Below are 16565 nucleotides of genomic sequence, written 5' to 3' on the forward strand. Positions count from 1 at the left end.
ACGCTGTCACCTCCTCTCACACAACCACGAAGCGCATGCGCCGTCCAATACCAATCAAATACCCACTCATCCGCCATCGGTAATAGTCGGAGGAGGGAACTCCGGGCGTGGAAGCGGAGCTTCGGGCATGGACGCGCTCTTTGTCAGAGTGCGGCATAGACGATCATCCTGTTGCCCCAGGGATCGCTGATCACGACCCGGCGCTCGTGCGGGCCGTCGGCCGGGCCCTCGACGACCTGGCCGCCGACCGCCCCGAGCCGGTCGAGGAACTCCGCGATGTCGTCCACCTTGAAAGCGGCTGCCGCGACGCCTGCCACGTCCTCCGTGTCCGCAGCGACGGCGAAGGTGCTGGGCCCGGCGTCGAAGGCCGCGTAACGCTCGCCGTCCACGAAGCGGGTGGGGAGTCCCAGCACGGTGCCGTAGAACTCGACGGCCTCGGAGACGTCGTCGACCGGGTGGACGACCTGGCGCAACTGCGCTCCAGGTACCGCGGACGGCGACGCGGCCGAGCGCCTGGGTGAGTCGTGTGTGGTCATGAACCAAGTCAACCCCGGCGGCCAGGGACTGACTGTCCACTCTTGGCACACCTCGAGGCGTCCCAAAGTTGCACAACCGTCGGCGGCCGGTGCGTGTTTCAGTCGTCACTGCGCGACACCAAGCGACGCGTGCACCAACCCTCAACGAGGAGGACATGGCGATGGCGCTGAAGTTCGGGACCTTCATGGCTCCCTTCCACTGCCCCCCGGGCCAGGACCCGACCACGGCCTACGAGCGTGACCTGGCCGTCATCCAGCACATGGACAGGCTGGGCTTCGACGAGGCCTGGATCGGCGAGCACCACTCGGCCGGCCATGAGCTCATCCCGGACCCGATGTCGTTCATCGCGTGGGCCGCGCCGCAGACCAGGCACATCAAGCTCGGCACGGGCGTGCTCTCCCTGCCGTACCACAACCCGTTGTGGGTCGCGGACCGTGCGCTCTTCCTCGACCGTCTGCTGCGCGGCCGCTTCATGCTCGGCCTGGGCCCGGGCGCCCTGCCGACCGACGCCACCATGATCGGCATCAGCCTTGAGGAGCAGCGCACGGCGTTCGAGGAGGACGTCGACGTACTGATGGCCATCCTCCGGGGCGAGACCGTGACCGCGAAGACGAACCGCTACAACCTGGTCGACGCGCACACCCAGTACGCGCCCTACAGCGACTTCGAGATCACGGTCGCCGCGATCGCCTCCCCCACCGGCCCGCGCATCGCGGCCAAGAACGGCATCCACCTGATGTCCGTCGGCGCCACCAACCGGAGCGGCTTCGACGCGCTCGCCCTGCACTGGGACGTGATGGAGGAGCGGGCGCCGCTGTTCGGCCACACCCCCGACCGGACCAAGTGGCGCCTGTGCGGCCCCATGCACCTCGCCGAGACCAAGGAGCAGGCCATCGAGGACGTCCGGTACGGCCTCGACGCCTGGTGCGACTACACCCAGGACGTGCTCGCCGCTCCTCACTTCCGGGCCGCGGGCAAGACCTTCGAGGAGCGCATCGAGTGGCTCAACGAGAGCGGCCTCGGGGTCATCGGCACCGTGGACGACGCGATCGCCCAGATCGAGCGGCTCGAAGGCCAGTCGGGCGGTTTCGGATCGTTCCTGCTCATCCACCACGAGTGGGCCAGGCACGACGCCACGCTCAAAAGCTACGAGCTCTTCGCCGACCACGTCAAGCCGCGGTTCCAGGGCAGCGCGGACCGTCTCCTGCGGTCCCGGGACTACGCGGTGTCGCGTTGGAACGAACTGGACCAGCGTCAGGCCGAGGCCATCCAGGCGGCGACCGCACGTCACGCCGAGGAGCGCGAGGAATCGCAGCGCGCCTCCGCCTGACCCTTCTCGCAGGCACCGCAGGAAGGAACAACAGAGATGATCCGCCTCCAACAGGTGACCTGCGGGGAGCAGTTGCGCCATGCCTTCGGGGCGTTCCCGTCCGGGGTCGCGGCCCTCTGCGCCCGCGTGGACCGCATCCCGACAGGCATGGCCGCCAGTTCCTTCACCTCGGTCTCCGTGGATCCGCCACTGGTGTCGGTGTGCATCCAGAAGACGTCTTCGACGTGGCCGGTCCTGCGCGAGCGGCCACGGCTGGGACTGAGCGTCCTCTCGCAGTGGCATGACGTCGCCTGCCGCCAGCTCGCGAGCAAGCAGGGCGACCGTTTCGCCGGCGTCGAATGGGACGCGGGACCGCACGACAGCATCCTGATCCGCGGTTCGAGCGCGTGGATGGAGGTCTCGCTCTACGACGAGGTCGAGGCCGGCGACCACCTCATCGCCCTGCTGAAGGTCCAGGGCCTCGACACGGCTCCGTACACACCGCCGCTCATCTTCCACGCCAGCCGGTTCCGCAAGATCGCGCTGACACTCGACGAGGAGCAGCACACCAGCGCGGAGCAGTGGTGAGCCGCGCCTGCGGCGTCATGCCCGTTCAGCACCGAGATCCCACCCGACCCGGAGGACCACAGAGGTGTACGCAACCGTTGATCCGACCACAGGCGCCGTCGCGCGCAAGTTCGCGACCCTGACGGACACCGAGGCCGGCCAGGCCCTCGTCTCGGCTGCGACGGCGTATCGGACATGGTCCGCGACACGGCTCTCCGAGCGGGCCGCGGTCCTCGCGCGCATGGCCGCGCTGCACCGGCAGAAGGCCGAGGAACTCGCCGCCCTCACCACGCTGGAGATGGGCAAGCCCGTCGCACAGGCGCGGGCCGAGGTCGAACTCGCGGCCTCGATCTACGAGTACTACGCCACCTCGGGTCCCGATCTCCTCAAGGACGAGGTGCTCGACATCGCGGGCACCGGCAAGGCGTTGGTCCGCACCGCGCCCATCGGTCCGCTGCTCGGCATCATGCCGTGGAACTTCCCGCTCTATCAGGCGGCGCGCTTCGTCGCCCCGAACCTGCTGCTCGGGAACACCATCCTTCTGAAGCACGCGCCCAACTGCCCACAGCTGTCCCTCGCGATCGAGTCCGTCGCGGAGGAGGCGGGCGCTCCCGCCGATGTGTACCAGAACGTCTTCGCCACGCACGAGCAGATCGCCACGATGATCGCGAGCCCCCTTCTGCAGGGGGTATCGCTCACCGGCTCGGAACGCGCGGGCCGGGTGATCGGAGCGCTCGCGGGGCAGCACCTGAAGAAGTGCGTGCTGGAACTGGGCGGATCCGACCCGCTGATCGTGCTGCCGCGAGCCGACCTGGAGCAGGCGGTCTCCGCGGCGGCGATCGGCCGCTTCTGGAACGCCGGACAGGTCTGCACCTCGATGAAGCGGGCCATCGTCGCGGAGCCGGTCTGGGACGAGTTCATGACCCGCTTTCTCGCGGAGACGGCAACCTGGCACACCGGTGACCCCGCCGACGAGTCCACCCGCCTCGGTCCGCTGTCGTCCGTCGCCGCGCGCGACCAGGTCGCCGAGCAGGTCCGCGACGCCGTCGCCAAGGGCGCCGAACTCCACCTCGGCGGTGAGGTGCCCGAGGGCCCGGGCGCGTACTACCCCCCGACCGTGCTCTCGGGCGTAACTCCGGAGATGCGGGCGTATCACGAGGAGATCTTCGGTCCGGTCGCCGTCCTCTACCGCGTCGACTCCACCGAGGCGGCGATCGACCTCGCCAACAGTTCGCCGTACGGCCTCGGCAGCGCGGTGTTCACCGCGGATCCGGCCGAGGCGGAATACGTCGCCGACCGGCTCGACGTCGGGATGGTCGGCCTCAACATGCTGGTCCGCAGCTCGCCCGAGATGCCGTTCGGCGGGGTGAAGAACTCCGGCATCGGGCGGGAACTCGGCCGGTTCGGACTCGACGAGTTCGCGAACAAGAAGCTGCTCCGAAGCCCCTGACCCGCCTGTACGCGCCGCACCAGAACATGGAGGTATCGATGCGCGCAGCCATGTACTACGGGAACAGCAAGATCGAGATCGTGGACGTGCCGGAGCCGTCCCCCGGCGCCGGCGAAGTCAAGGTGAAGGTCCACGCGAACGGCATCTGCGGAACCGATCTTCACGAGTACTACGACGGGCCGATCTTCATCTCCCCCCGAGAACCACACCCGCTCACCGGCAGGGCGATGCCCGTGATCCTGGGCCACGAGTTCTCGGGAACCGTCGCCGAGACCGGTGCCGACGTCACCGAGGTGTCGGTCGGCGACCAGGTCACCATCGAGCCGATCTACCGCTGCGGCGAGTGCCGCCCCTGCCGCACGGGCCACTACAACCTCTGTACGAGTATCGGGTTCCACGGGCTCATGGCGGACGGCGGCATGGCCGAGTACACCGTCGTGCCCGTCAACCAGGTCCACCGACTGCCGGAGTCCGTCTCCCTCGGCCTCGGCGCCCTCGTCGAGCCCATGTCCGTCGCCTACCACGCCGCTGCTCTCGGTGGCGTCGGCGACCAGGACTCCGCCCTGGTCTACGGCGCGGGACCGATCGGCATCGGTCTCTGGTTCGCGCTACGGGGCATGGGGCTGACGGAGATCGACGTGGTCGAGCCGTCGCCCGAGCGACGGGCGGCCGTCGAGCGGCTCGGCGCCCGCACCCTGGACCCGGCAGCGGTGGACGTGCCCGCGCTGATCGCGGACCGTACGAACGGCGACGGCGTCGACGCCGCCTTCGACGCCGCCGGCGTGGCGCCGGCCGTGGAATCCGCGCTGGCCTCCATCGGCGAGCGCCGTCCGCTGATCAGCGTCGCGATCTACGACCGTCCCCTGCCCACGCCACTCCTCAGCCTCGTCCTCCGGGAACGGCGTATCCAGGGCACCATCTGCTACACGGCCGACGACTATCGAGCCGTCATGGCCCTCATGGCCCAGGGGCACTACGACACCACCGGCTGGGTCGACACCATCCCCCTCAGCGACCTCATCGACGGGGGCTTCACCGAGCTTCGCGCCGGTCGCCGGATGAAGCTGCTGATTGATCCGACCGCGTGACAACTCCCTGCGTGGCAAGGAGCAACAGCAGTGTGGGACGGCTGGAACGGCCGGCCAGTCATCGCCTGGCCGGCCGGGAGGTGCCGCGGATCGGAGGCGTGGGGCTACGTCGTCGTCAGGGGCAGTGCGGCGAAGACATGGCGTTCCCAGATGCGGCGGGCGGCCTCTTCCGGGTACGCGGTGACCGTCGGTTCGGTGTCGAGGAGCTGGACGAGGCGGTGCTCGGGATCGTACGCGGGCCAGCCCGGGTCACCCGTGGCGGCGAAGGCGGTCCACGCGGAGCGGAAACGCGCGGAGAGCGCCTCGGTCTCGGGCGTGGGCACGGGCCCGGTCAGCATGGCACCCAGACCGCCGTACACACCGAACGTCAAAGGTACGTCCAGACCGTGACAGGCGCCCAGAGCACCGCCGTTGGCGGGTGCGGCCCAGGTCAGCTCGTACACGTGCGCCCGGCCGCCCCCGGCCACCTGCGCCTGCGCCAGGTGCAGCGAGGGCATGCGGAACAGCCAGTCGGACTGCACCAGTTCGAACAGGTACTCCGCGGAGGCCTCCGGGAACGCGGTGCGGTAGGCCTGTTCACTGTCCGGCGTCGGTCCGAACAGGCCCAGCGCCATCGAGGCCAGGCCCTCGTCCACTTGGCCGAGCAGCCCGCCGAGCAGGAGAAAGAGCCGGTATTCGTCCCGGTTGTGCCCGGTGATCAGCTCCACGTCCCGTGCGGCGCCACTCGCGAGGGCCTGCCACGGAGTGGTGGGCAGGACATCGCCGTCGACGACGGGTGCGAAGGGGGTCGGGGACAGCGCAACAGGACCCCAGCGGTCCACGTACCCACGCATCCCGGCGGTCAGCGCGGCCCCTGCCTCGGGCAGCTTGCGCGGGTCCACACCGGACAGATCGGCGACCGTCGGACGCAGCCCCAGCCCGCCGGCCAGGACCTCGGCGATGTCACCGGCCAGTGCGGTGGAGAAGAAGGTGCCCGGCACACTCTGTGTGATGGCCCTCCGGAACAGGCCCCGTGCTCGCGGCATGGCCATCAGCGCGGCGATGGACCCGGCGCCCGCGGACTCACCGAAGACGGTGACCTGGTCGGGGTCGCCACCGAACGCGGTGATGTTCTCACGCACCCATTCGAGGGCGGCGACCTGGTCGAGCAGGCCCCGGTTCGCGGGTGCGCCCTCGATGAGGGCGAACCCCTCGATGCCGACCCGGTAGTTGAGGGTGACCACCACCAGGTCGCCGTCACGGGAGAGCCGGCTGCCGTCGTAGGCCGGATCGTCGGAAGAGCCGAACTTGTAGGCGCCGCCGTAGATCCACACCATCACCGGCCGTCGTGCGGCCGGGTCCGTCTCCGGCGTCCAGACGTTGACCGTCAGCCAGTCGTCATCGGCCGGAAGGCCGACAGGGGGCTCGGCCACGGGGCCCATCGGCTCCTGCGGAGGCGGCGGACCGAACGCGAACGCCTCCCGCACACCGTCCCAGCCCGCCACCGGCCGCGGCGCCCCGAACCGCGCCTCACCCACCGGCGGCTGCGCGAACGGGATACCCCGGAACACCTCCAGGTCACCTTCACGACGACCACGGACCACGCCCGCCACCGTCCCGACCTCCGGGAACTCGCCACTGCTCATCGACAACTCCTCCAAGGACCGGCAACCGGGCAGTCAGCCCGTGCACGGGATTCACATCAGGTCAGCGAGCGGGCCACGTGGCCGACTCCGTTGACGTCGGCCAATCATCGCCGAACCGCTCTAGGTGTGAACAATATTTCGTCAGACGAACCCGCTTGTCGAGGGGCGCGAATAATTCTCGGTATCACCGCGTGCCCCCGGCGGCACATCACCGAAGTCGGCAGGGACGCTCATGGCCAAATCGAGGCACAAGAAGTCCGAGAACGTGAGGAAGTACTTCCATCCCTCGACGGAGGCGGTCGCCGAGGTCACCAGCCTGCTCGCACCCGACGACGACAGGTGCTGGCCTCGATACGGCAGGCCCGCGCGACCGACTTCCGTCCGTCTCCACCTAACAAGGATGCCGGGCCGAGCAGACGCCGGCCGCCTGGCTCGCCTCCCGGCCGACCGGCGACGTCGCCGATCGCCTCGGCCGTCCCGAGTTGTCAGGTCCCCGTCGGTGGTGCGCTCATCGCTGCCGTCAGGAACGTGATCGCCCAGCGCCGGGCCGCCTCGCCCGCTACCGGGGACAGGCAGGCCGGGGAGCGCTGCTGGTAGACCTCAACGCGGTCCACTGCCGTCACGGCGAGGATCCCCCGCATCCGGAACCGCAGCTCCTCCAGGGAAAGGCCGGGCAGTGCGCGCCCGAAGGCCGCCAGGTAGCGCTCACGGACCGCGTCCTCAGCGGGACCGGTCCATCTGCGCACCTCCTCGGCCGGGTCGCTGAGGATCGTCACGATCAGCCGGGACGTCCGGGCACCACCCTCGTCACCGGCCGGCATCTCGTCGAACAGCGGCCCCGCGAATGCCTCCACCAGTTCGGCGACCTCAGGGTCCGGGGTCCTGGCGAGCAGTCGGTCAAGCCCTGCGCACTGCGCGGCGTTGATGGGCTCGATCACGCGTCGGGCGACCGCGGCCAGGAGTTCCGCCTTCGAGCCGAAGTGGTACCCGACGGCGGCCAGGTTCGCTCCGGCGAGGTCGGTGATCGCGCGGACCGAGGTGCCGCGGTAACCGCGCTCGGCGAAGAGGTGTTCGGCCGCGTCGAGGATCTGGGTGCGGGTGTCAGGTGGCGCCATGTCTGCGTACAGTACAGACGTTTGATTAAAACGAACGTATGACTGAAGCGAACGTACGAAAAGGGTTGCCATGAAAATGCTCGTATACGGCGCCGGGGTTCTCGGCAGCCTGTTCACCGCCCGCCTGCATGAGGCCGGGCACGACGTCTCGCTCCTCGCCCGGGGCGAGCGCCTGGCCGCCCTGCGCCGGCACGGCGTGCAGCTCGCCGAGGGAGGCAGTCCGGCCGTCAGGCGGGTAACGGTGCCGGTGGTCGAGCACCCGGCCGGCGAGTACGACCTGACCGCGGTCTTCGTCCGCACCCATCAGGTGGACGCGGTGCTGGAGTCACTCGCCGGCCTCGAAGGCGACGTGCTGTTCCTGCACAACTGGGCGGGCGGCGCGGAGCCGCTGGGCGCGGTGATCGGCCACGAGCGGGTGCTGCTCGGCTTCGGCATGGCCGGCGGCACGATGGACGGCGACGTGGTCCGCTATCGCGCGACCAACTTCATGACCCGCCGGGTTGCGATGCCGATCGGCGAACCCGACGGCCGGACCACTCCGCGACTCGAACGGATCGTGCGGACGTTCCGCACCACCGGGATCAACGCCAAGGCCGAGCCGAGGATGGATGCCTGGCTCAAGACGCACGCCGCGTTCGAGGTCCCGCTCGGGCAGGCGGTGCACACGGCGGGCGGCCCGGTAGCGCTGGCCGACGATCCGGACGCGGTCCGCGGCATGCTCCGCCTCATGCGGCAGAACCTGGCCGCCATGCCGACGCCGCCGGTCCCTCGCGGGTTCGCTGCCTTGCGGACCCTGCCGGAAGGACTGCTCGTGGCCACACTGCGGCGCTTCCTGCGAAGCCAGACGGCCGTACACAGCGGACTCAGCGACGCCTCGCCCGCGACAGCGGCCGAACTCGCGCGGCTGGCCGAACAGATCCGCGCCTATACGAAACGCTGAGAAGGCTCAGCGCACGATCTGACATGGATGTTCCTCAACCCCCGCCAAGCAGGCCCACGGCCCGACTGCCGGGTCGTTCGACATCACCCGCGCGACCCGAAACCGCCACATCTCCTTCGGACACGGTCCGCACGTGTGCCCCGGTGCGGCCCTCTCCCGCCTGAAGGCAGGAGTGGCCCTGCCGACGCTTTACGCCCGTTTCCCCGACCTCGCGCTCGCCGTCTCCCGCGATGAACCGCGCAACAAGCCTGTGGTGACGCAGAACGACCTCTACGAGCTGCCGGTGCGGCTGCGGTACGTCTCCGAGATCCGCCAAGAGGAGGATTCCGATCCGCATACGACACCGTTACAGTGACCTAAGTCTTCGTAACCTAAGGCGCTGTAAGTCCTGGTGTCGTCCCACGCCCTCCCAAGCCCCCACAGGAGTAGCGATGAACACTCCGCCCGGAAGTCACAGCAGCATCGAACTCCCCTCCTTCCCCGGACTGCGCTCGTCCGTCTGCCCTTTCGATCCGCCGGCCGAGTACACGCGGTGGCGTCTCGACACGGGGTTACCGCGCGTGGTGACGTCGCACGGCAGGACCGCCTGGGCGGTGACCCGCTACGAGGACGCCAGACTGGCGCTGGGCGATCCGCGGATCAGCGCGGACGTCCGCCGGTATCCCGTGATGGCGCCCAGCGCCCAGGACGCCGAAATGCCGCCGGCGTTCCCGCGCCAGGACGATCCCGACCACGCCCGCACCCGACGGATGCTCACCGGTGAGTTCACGGTCAAGCGCATGGAAGCGATGCGGCCGCAGCTTCGCGATCTGATCGACCGCGTTCTCGAAGAGATGATCGCCGAGGGGCGCCAGCCGACCGACCTCGTGCGCGCCTACGCGCTGCCCGTACCCTCGTTGGCGATCTCACTGCTGCTCGGAGTGCCGTACGAGAACCACGCGTTCTTCCAGGAGCACGCCGCCACCCTCGCTCGTCTCGACGCGAAGGAGGACGAAAGGACGGCCGCGCGGCGGGAACTCTTCGACTTCATCGTGGCGCTGGTGAAGCACAAGGAGCGCGAACCGGGCGACGACCTCATCAGCCGGCTGCTCGTGGAACGCGTCGCCACCGAAGAGCTGAGCCACGAGGAAGTGGCCATGATCGCCCAGATTCTGCTGCACGCCGGGCACGAGACCACGGCCAACATGATCGGTCTGGGCACCCTGGCCCTGCTGTGCAACCCCCACCAGGCCGCCCGGATCCGCGACACCGACGACCCGGGTGTGGTCGCGGGCGCCGTCGAAGAACTCCTGCGCTATCTGACCATCGCCCAGGACATGGTGTGGCGGGTGGCTGTCGAGGACCTCACCATCGGAGGCCAACTCGTGCGAGCCGGGGACCTGTTGACCATCAGTCTTCCCGCCGCCAACCGGGACGGCTTCTTCCGAAACCCCGACGACCTCGATATCGGCCGCAACGCCCGCGGCCACCTCGCCTTCGGCCATGGCATCCACCAGTGCCTCGGTCAGTCCCTGGCCCGCGTCGAACTGCAGGAGGCCTTCCCCGCACTCCTGCGGGCGCTGCCGGACCTTCGCCTGGCGGTCCCGCTCGAAGAGGTCGAATTCCGGCACGACATGGCCACCTTCGGGGTCCACGAACTACCCGTCCGCTGGTGACCTGATCCGCGGCGCCTCCCGGCGCGAGAGTTTCCTTGATCGTCCATTCCGTACGGCCGTCGCAGGCGGCTCCCCCCACACGGAGGCCTGATCCATGTCCCCCTCGAACCCCGCGCTCGCCGGCACGGCGAAGCCCGCCCACTTACGCACAAACACCCTGGTGGCGGTGCTCGCCTTCGCCGGGATCACGGACGCCCTGACGCAGGCCCTGGTCTTCCCGATCGTCCCTCGCCTCCCGCAGTACCTGAACGCCCCCGCGTCGGACACCGCCTGGACCGTCACGGTGATCCTGCTGTGCGGTGCCGTCTCCACACCGGTGATGGGGCGGCTCGGCGACATGTACGGCAAGCGCCGCATACTCCTGGTCAACATGGGGCTGCTCGTGGCGGGTTCGGTGATCTGCGCCCTCAGCGACTCCCTCACCCCGATGATCATCGGTCGCGCGCTGCAGGGCCTGGCGAACGGGATCATCCCCCTCGGCGTCAGCATCCTCCGCGAGGAGACACCTGCCGTGCGCCTCCCCATGGCGACCGCCGTGATGCTCGGCTCTCTCGGGGTGGGCGCCGCCGTGGGGCTACCCACCGCCGCGCTCATCGCCGACAAGGTCGACTGGCACCTGCTGTTCTGGATCGGCGGCGCCCTCGCGGCCGTCGCAACCCTGTTCGTCGTCCGGTACGTACCCGAATCGAAGGTACGCACGGGCGGACGCGTCGACATCACCGGCACGGTCGGCCTGGCAACCGGCCTGGCATGCCTGCTCCTCGCGGTCTCCAAGGGCGAGGACTGGGGCTGGGGCGACGGCACCACGCTCGCGCTGTTCGCCGCGGCCTCGATCGTCCTGCCGCTGTGGGGCTGGTTCGAACTCCGCGCCCCGCACCCCCTGGTGGATCTGCACACCGCCGCACGCCCCGAGGTGCTGTTCACCAACCTCGCGGCGGTTGCGATCGGTTTCACGCTCCTGGCCATGCAGTTGGTCCTGCCGCAGGTCCTCCAGCTTCCGAAGGCAACCGGCTACGGGCTCGGCACCGGCCTGGTCGTCACGGGCCTGGTCCTGGCCCCACAGGGACTGATGCTGATGGCCGCCTCCCCGCTCTCCGCCCGCGTCACCAGGACCAAGGGGCCGAAGTTCACCCTCATGCTCGGCTCCACGATCATCGGGCTCGGCTACCTGCTCTCCATGGTGATGATGTCCGAGGTCTGGCAGCTCATCGTCGCCTCCTGCGTCGTCAGCGTCGGAACCGGTCTCGCCTACGCCGCCCTCCCCACGCTCATCATGGGCGCGGTGCCCCTGTCGGAGACCGCCGCCGCGACCAGTCTCAACACGTTGATGCGGGCGATCGGCAACACGGTCGCCAGCGCCGTTGCAGGCATGGTCATCGCCCACATGACCATCGGCTTCCATGGTGTCGAACTGCCCTCGGAGAACGGGCTGCGGGCCGTGCTGGCCATAGGTGTCGCCGCCGCGACCGCGTCCTTCGCCATAGCGGCCCTCATTCCACGCTCATGGGCGGCCAACGCCAGCCCGTCCCCTCGGTCCGTCGTGGAGACAGCCGTGGGAGGGCCGACCCCCGACGGCGCCTGACAGCGCCCGGCGGTCAGCGGGAGGTCGAGTGGTGACGATCCGTCAAGCACCGATCAGGGCCGCCGGGTGCCGCGGTCCCCGGCCCGGGTCTGCTCGTGCGTCGGAGTGATCCCGTCGTTCCGTTCCGCGTCATCGGCGACCGGATCGCCGTCGGCACGGGTCGGCTCGGACAGGGCGTGCGCGTCCTGTCCGGCCAACGGTTTCGCCGTGCGCGCCGCGACGAACGCGGTGCCCAGGGGCGCGAGGATCGCGGTGACCACGACAGAGGCGGCGACCAGCACCGTGGCGGAGGCGGCGGCTTCCCGGTAGGCCGGATTGACCTCGGCGACGATCGCGGGCACCACGATGGCGCTGCCCGCCGTCGTCGCCGCCGCGATCCCGGCGACACCGGTTCCGCCCGTGAGCCGGTCGACCGAGAAGAGGAACAGGCCCGTCCACAGGAACACGAACACGCCGAGACCGATACCGAGGACACCGGCCTTCCAGACGGCACCCAGGTCGATCGTGCTGCCCAGCGCGAAAGCGATCAGCGGGACCAGACCGCCGCAGACAGGTGAGAGCCAGTCACGCATGCCGCGGTCGATGTTGCCCAGGATCGCTCCGACGATCAACGGCAGCACCGCACCCAGCATGGCCTGCCACGGGAAGGCGGCGAGTCCCGCCGCGCCCAGGGTGAGCATGGTGAAGAACGGACCGGACTCGATGGACATCACGCCGTAGGCGGCAGCGTCCTTGGGCCGGCCGAACTGGTGCATCAGCGTGACGAACATGGTGCCGTTCGTGTCGTTCATCGACGCGACCAGAGCGAGCACCGACAACCCGGCGAAGGCGCCTGATGAGATCTCGCCTTCCCCCAGGAACCTGGCCGCCACCACGCCGAGAATCAGGGCGCTGAGGATCTTCGCCCCCAGCAGAGACCCGCCCTTGATCAGGATCTGACCGGTGGATCTGAACTCCAACGTGGTACCCAGGCACACGAAGAAGGCCGCGGAGAGCGGAACGGCCCCGGAGAGCAGACCGCCGGTGAAGGAGCCGAAGAAGCCGCCGGCCGAGGGCCAGACGGTATGGCCGACGGCGCCGACGAACAGCGGGACCACCATGGTGCCGCCTGGTATCCGGTCGAGCGTGGCCTTGATGGGTATCTGCATGGCGTGCTCCCCTCTCTCGTCGAGGTGGAACGGCAGGATGAGTCGGCCGCGCGTCCGTGCCGACCGCGGCCGGGCACACGGATGGTCTGAACGTGCGTGGCGTCGCGGAGCAGACGGGAGTGCGACGACAGGACCTAGGCGGGCGCGACGCCCACCGTCATGCCGCCGCAGACGTAGAGGGTCTGGCCGGTGACGAATCCCGCCCGCCCGCTGAGGAAGAAGCAGGCGGCATGGGCGACGTCTTCCGGGGTGCCGACTCGGCGTACCGGCACGGACCGCACGATCGCCTTGGTGCGTGGCGCGTCGGCCGGATTGGCGCGGTTGAACAGTTCGGTGGCGATGGGGCCGGGGCCGATGGCGTTCACGGTGATGCCGTGCTCGCCCAGTTCCAGGGCCCAGACGCGGGTCAGTCCGATCAGGGCGGCCTTGGAGGCCGCGTACGCGGTCCGCAGTTCCTTGCCGAGCGCGGCGCGTGAGCTCATGTTGACGACACGGCCGAAGCCGGCCGCCTTCATTCCGGGCAGCACGGCCTGGGTGCACTGGACGGCGCAGCGCAGGTTGAGCGCGTGGGCCGCGTCGACCTCGGCGAGTGTCGTGTCCTCAAGTCGCTGCGGGAAGACGGCACCCACGTTGTTCACCAGGCGGGTGACGGGCCCGTTGGCCAGGACTTCCGCCAAGGCGTGCGCGGTGGCGCCGGGGTCGGACAGATCCGCGGTCACCGGCTGACCGGCCGCCGCCCGGTCCCGGTCGATGACCGCGACGTCCCAGCCGAGTGAGAGTCCCTCCTCGACGATGGCGCGGCCGATGCCGGACGCTCCGCCGGTGACCAGGAGCCGTTCGGTGGGCTGTGTCATGTCAGACCGTCGCAATCGGGGTAACCGGGGAGCCGGTGGCTCCGGGCAGGCGCAGTGGCGGTGCGGTGAGGAGGCAGCGTGAGCGACCCGTTCGGCGCAGGTGCCGGGCCAGGTCGGACAGCCACCACAACTCTCCGAGGTGGATGCCCAGTTCGAACAGGCAAAGGCGGTGCAGGGGCAGCACGGGCCGCCCCGGCTCCGCTTTCGGATCGGGGAAGGCTTCGACGGCATGGTTGTCGGCCGCGATGGCCGCCACACCGCTGTCGCGGATCCACGCCCGCAACCGCGGGTCGCTCCCGTCCAGGACGGCGCAGTCACCAGTGGCGTCAGGTCGCGGTCGGCCGTTGCTGTCGATCAGGTTGCGGGTGAAGCCCGTGTGCAGGAGGAGGATGTCGCCCGCCTCTACCGTCACCCGGTCGATGTCCAGGACGGCTGCGAGCTCCTCGTATCCGATGGCGGCGCGGGTGGTGCCGTAGTGGGCCTCAAGGTCGACGAGTACGGCGCGACCCTGCACTCCGTGGACCGCGAGGTGGCTGATGTCCACGGGTCCGGCGTCGGAGCTGGAGGCCGTGCCCTGCGCGATGCCCGCGATGTCGGCGAGGCTGGCCGCGCCCGCCCGAGCGGCGCCGACAGGTCCGGTGACGTCGGTGCCCGCCCGCCAGCCGTTGTAGTAGACGGTCTCGGGTGTGCCGTCGCCGTCGGCGTCGAAGCGGGCTCCGATGTGTCCGAGGGCGTCCCACTGGGTGGAGTACTGGGTGTGCAGGACGACCAAGTCGTCGTTGACGACATCCGTGGCGCCGGGGTGGGCGACGCCCATGTCGCAGTTGAAGTTGACCGCTCCGGAGCGAAGGGTGGGGCGGACCACCGGGGGAAACCGGTTCGGGCCCAGGACCGTACCGCCGGGTTGGTCGAGAGGCAGCGACAGGCAGAAGGTGACGCCGTCGTGCACCTCGGCGAGCCCCTTGCGCACCTGCTCGGGACCGACCAGGTTCATACGTCCCAGAACGTCGTCCGGGCCGAAGTCTCCCCAGGTAGAGCGGTCCGGCCTGGTGCGCCAGCGGCTCTCGGGCATCCGTCCGGCGGGAGCGGTGGATGGCTGAGACACGGCGTCAGTCCATCAACTGGTGGATCTCGATCACGTTGCCCGCCGGGTCGGTCAGGAAGATCTGGTCCCAGCCCTTGACCGCCCACTCGCCGTAGTCGGCGAACGGCACGTTGTTCTTGGTCAGGTGCTCGCGCACCTCGGCGATGTTGTCGGTGCGGAAGGCGAAGTGCCCGGTCAGCAGGGGGTTGATGGAGTGCCCCATGCGCGGACCAAGATAGGCCTGACGACGGCTGGCGTGGATCTGCAGCTGGTCGCGTCCGCCGTCGCCGGCCTCGAAGAAGGCGACGTTCTGCCGCCAGGCGCCCTCCCCCTGGGACTCGTCCTCGTCGTGACCCTCGTGGTCGATCATCGGCGGCAGGGGCGACATGGGCAGGCCGAGCACCTCCGAGTAGAAACGGTGCAGCTCGCCCATGTCGTCGGAACACACGTTCACATGCTGCAGACGAAGATCCATGCCGGTCTCCTTCTCCTCGGTTCCGCGATGCCGGGCCGAGAGCTCCTGCCCCCGGTGAGAGGCATCCTCGCCCAGGAGAATTAACGGGTCCAATACCAATCAGCTCATCACTTGTAACCTATGGATATTAATGAGGGGAGTGGACTCGTGGACTTGCGTGACCTGGAAGCCTTCGTGGCGGTGGCCGAGGAACTGCACTTCGGACGGGCCGCTGCCCGACTGCACGTTGCCCAGCCGCCCCTGAGCAACCGCATCCGGCGCCTGGAGACCGAGCTGCGTCTGCAGCTGTTCGAGCGCAGCACCCGTACCGTGGCGTTGACCGACGCAGGGGTGCGGCTGCTCGATCCGGCGCGTCGCACCCTCGTCCAAGCCGCCATGACCCGTGAGATCGCCGCGTCTATCGTTTCGGGCGAAGAGGGGCGCGTACGCACCGGCTTCGCGGGCGCGTCCAGCCAGCGCCTGTTGCCGCTCCTGGCCACGGCCGTGCGCCGCACCCACCCGCGCATCGAGCTGGTACTCCAGTCCCAGACCTACGTCTACACAGCCCTGGAGGAACTCCTCTCGGGTGCGCTGGACCTGGCGTTCGTGCGTCTGCCCATTGCCCATCCGGAGCTCAGTTCCCGCGCCGTCGAGCTGGAGGAACTCGTGTGCGCGCTGCCCGCCGACCACCCGTTCGCCGACCGCGAGCGCATCAGGCTCGGTGATCTCGCCCGGGAAGACTTCGTCAGCCTGCCGCACGACCAGGGCTCGATGCTGCAGTCGACCATGGTCTCGCTCTGTCACTCGGCCGGCTTTCGGCCGCGCATCGTCCAGGTCGCACCGGACTCCAGCACCGTGCTCGCGCTGGTCGCCGCGGGGGCCGGTGTCACCATCACGCTCAGCTCCGTGTGCCCCGTCCAGTCAGTGGGTCTGGTGTACCGGTCGCTGGAGGGCATCCGGCCCAGTCATCTGGTCTCCGCCCTCGCCTGGCGGACCGACAATCCGTCGACCGCCCTGGCGCGAGTCGTCGAGGTCAGCAAGTCGGCGCTGCGCACACCAGATTTTGACGGGTTGGGTATTGATACATCACTCATTGGTATTGGCCAGGTTTAGATAGGCGGGCGTAGCGTCCCTGTCACCCGGAGCCCCGCAGACCA

The 16565-nt window shown here is 69.4% G+C and carries 15 protein-coding genes and 1 pseudogene; 9 read left to right on the forward strand and 7 right to left on the reverse strand.

What is annotated here, in order from left to right; genetic code table 11:
- Positions 1-143 precede the first annotated feature (143 nt).
- Positions 144-536, reverse strand: a complete 393-nt coding sequence (locus R2B38_RS50340; protein ID WP_317880283.1) for a VOC family protein — start codon at positions 534-536, stop codon at positions 144-146.
- A 155-nt stretch (positions 537-691) separates the two neighbouring features.
- On the opposite strand from R2B38_RS50340, the gene R2B38_RS50345 reads away from it, so the two are divergent.
- The 4 genes from R2B38_RS50345 to R2B38_RS50360 all read left to right on the forward strand — a co-directional run bounded on the left by R2B38_RS50345 (position 692) and on the right by R2B38_RS50360 (position 4951).
- Positions 692-1867: an LLM class flavin-dependent oxidoreductase gene (locus R2B38_RS50345; RefSeq protein WP_318022907.1), complete on the forward strand. Its 1176-nt coding sequence runs from the start codon at positions 692-694 to the stop codon at positions 1865-1867.
- A gap of 36 nt (positions 1868-1903) precedes the next feature.
- Entirely contained in the window at positions 1904-2434 is a 531-nt protein-coding gene (locus R2B38_RS50350; protein WP_318022908.1) for a flavin reductase family protein, read from the forward strand.
- A 64-nt stretch (positions 2435-2498) separates the two neighbouring features.
- Complete coding sequence (locus R2B38_RS50355; protein ID WP_318022909.1) at positions 2499-3863, forward strand: NAD-dependent succinate-semialdehyde dehydrogenase; 1365 nt, start codon at positions 2499-2501, stop codon at positions 3861-3863.
- A 38-nt stretch (positions 3864-3901) separates the two neighbouring features.
- Entirely contained in the window at positions 3902-4951 is a 1050-nt protein-coding gene (locus tag R2B38_RS50360) for a 2,3-butanediol dehydrogenase (RefSeq protein ID WP_318022910.1), read from the forward strand.
- Between the two features lie 104 nt (positions 4952-5055).
- Here R2B38_RS50360 and R2B38_RS50365 read toward each other — a convergent pair whose 3' ends face one another.
- Both R2B38_RS50365 and R2B38_RS50370 read right to left on the reverse strand, forming a co-directional pair.
- Complete coding sequence (locus R2B38_RS50365; protein WP_318022911.1) at positions 5056-6576, reverse strand: carboxylesterase/lipase family protein; 1521 nt, start codon at positions 6574-6576, stop codon at positions 5056-5058.
- A 485-nt stretch (positions 6577-7061) separates the two neighbouring features.
- Positions 7062-7691 carry a TetR/AcrR family transcriptional regulator gene (locus tag R2B38_RS50370; RefSeq protein ID WP_318022912.1) on the reverse strand — a complete coding sequence of 210 codons (630 nt, stop codon included), beginning with the start codon at positions 7689-7691 and terminating at the stop codon, positions 7062-7064.
- A gap of 70 nt (positions 7692-7761) precedes the next feature.
- Between R2B38_RS50370 and R2B38_RS50375 the strand changes: the two genes are divergently transcribed.
- The 4 genes and pseudogenes from R2B38_RS50375 (at position 7762) to R2B38_RS50390 (ending at position 11868) form a co-directional block, all read left to right on the forward strand.
- Positions 7762-8631, forward strand: a complete 870-nt coding sequence (locus tag R2B38_RS50375) for a ketopantoate reductase family protein (protein ID WP_318022913.1) — start codon at positions 7762-7764, stop codon at positions 8629-8631.
- A 46-nt stretch (positions 8632-8677) separates the two neighbouring features.
- Positions 8678-8986 (forward strand): annotated as a pseudogene (locus tag R2B38_RS50380) (hypothetical protein); the annotation flags it as partial.
- 76 nt (positions 8987-9062) lie between these two features.
- Positions 9063-10286, forward strand: a complete 1224-nt coding sequence (locus R2B38_RS50385; RefSeq protein ID WP_318022914.1) for a cytochrome P450 — start codon at positions 9063-9065, stop codon at positions 10284-10286.
- A 94-nt stretch (positions 10287-10380) separates the two neighbouring features.
- The gene (locus tag R2B38_RS50390) at positions 10381-11868 is read left to right on the forward strand and encodes an MFS transporter (RefSeq protein WP_318022915.1); all 1488 of its coding nucleotides are present in this window, start codon (positions 10381-10383) and stop codon (positions 11866-11868) included.
- Between the two features lie 53 nt (positions 11869-11921).
- Here R2B38_RS50390 and R2B38_RS50395 read toward each other — a convergent pair whose 3' ends face one another.
- The 4 genes from R2B38_RS50395 to R2B38_RS50410 all read right to left on the reverse strand — a co-directional run bounded on the left by R2B38_RS50395 (position 11922) and on the right by R2B38_RS50410 (position 15429).
- On the reverse strand, positions 11922-13016 hold the full coding sequence (locus R2B38_RS50395; protein WP_318022916.1) for a 2-keto-3-deoxygluconate permease: 1095 nt from the start codon (positions 13014-13016) through the stop codon (positions 11922-11924).
- Between the two features lie 134 nt (positions 13017-13150).
- The gene (locus R2B38_RS50400; protein ID WP_318022917.1) at positions 13151-13870 is read right to left on the reverse strand and encodes an SDR family oxidoreductase; all 720 of its coding nucleotides are present in this window, start codon (positions 13868-13870) and stop codon (positions 13151-13153) included.
- Position 13871: 1 nt separating this feature from the next.
- Positions 13872-14942 (reverse strand): cyclase family protein, encoded by a 1071-nt coding sequence (locus R2B38_RS50405; protein WP_318023102.1) that lies wholly within the window; start codon positions 14940-14942, stop codon positions 13872-13874.
- Between the two features lie 37 nt (positions 14943-14979).
- Positions 14980-15429 carry a VOC family protein gene (locus tag R2B38_RS50410; protein ID WP_266880000.1) on the reverse strand — a complete coding sequence of 150 codons (450 nt, stop codon included), beginning with the start codon at positions 15427-15429 and terminating at the stop codon, positions 14980-14982.
- A gap of 147 nt (positions 15430-15576) precedes the next feature.
- Between R2B38_RS50410 and R2B38_RS50415 the strand changes: the two genes are divergently transcribed.
- Positions 15577-16521, forward strand: coding sequence for a LysR family transcriptional regulator (locus tag R2B38_RS50415; protein WP_318022918.1), 945 nt, complete (start codon positions 15577-15579; stop codon positions 16519-16521).
- Positions 16522-16565: the final 44 nt, after the last annotated feature.

Source organism: Streptomyces sp. N50 (assembly GCF_033335955.1).
Classification (GTDB): Bacteria; Actinomycetota; Actinomycetes; order Streptomycetales; family Streptomycetaceae; genus Streptomyces.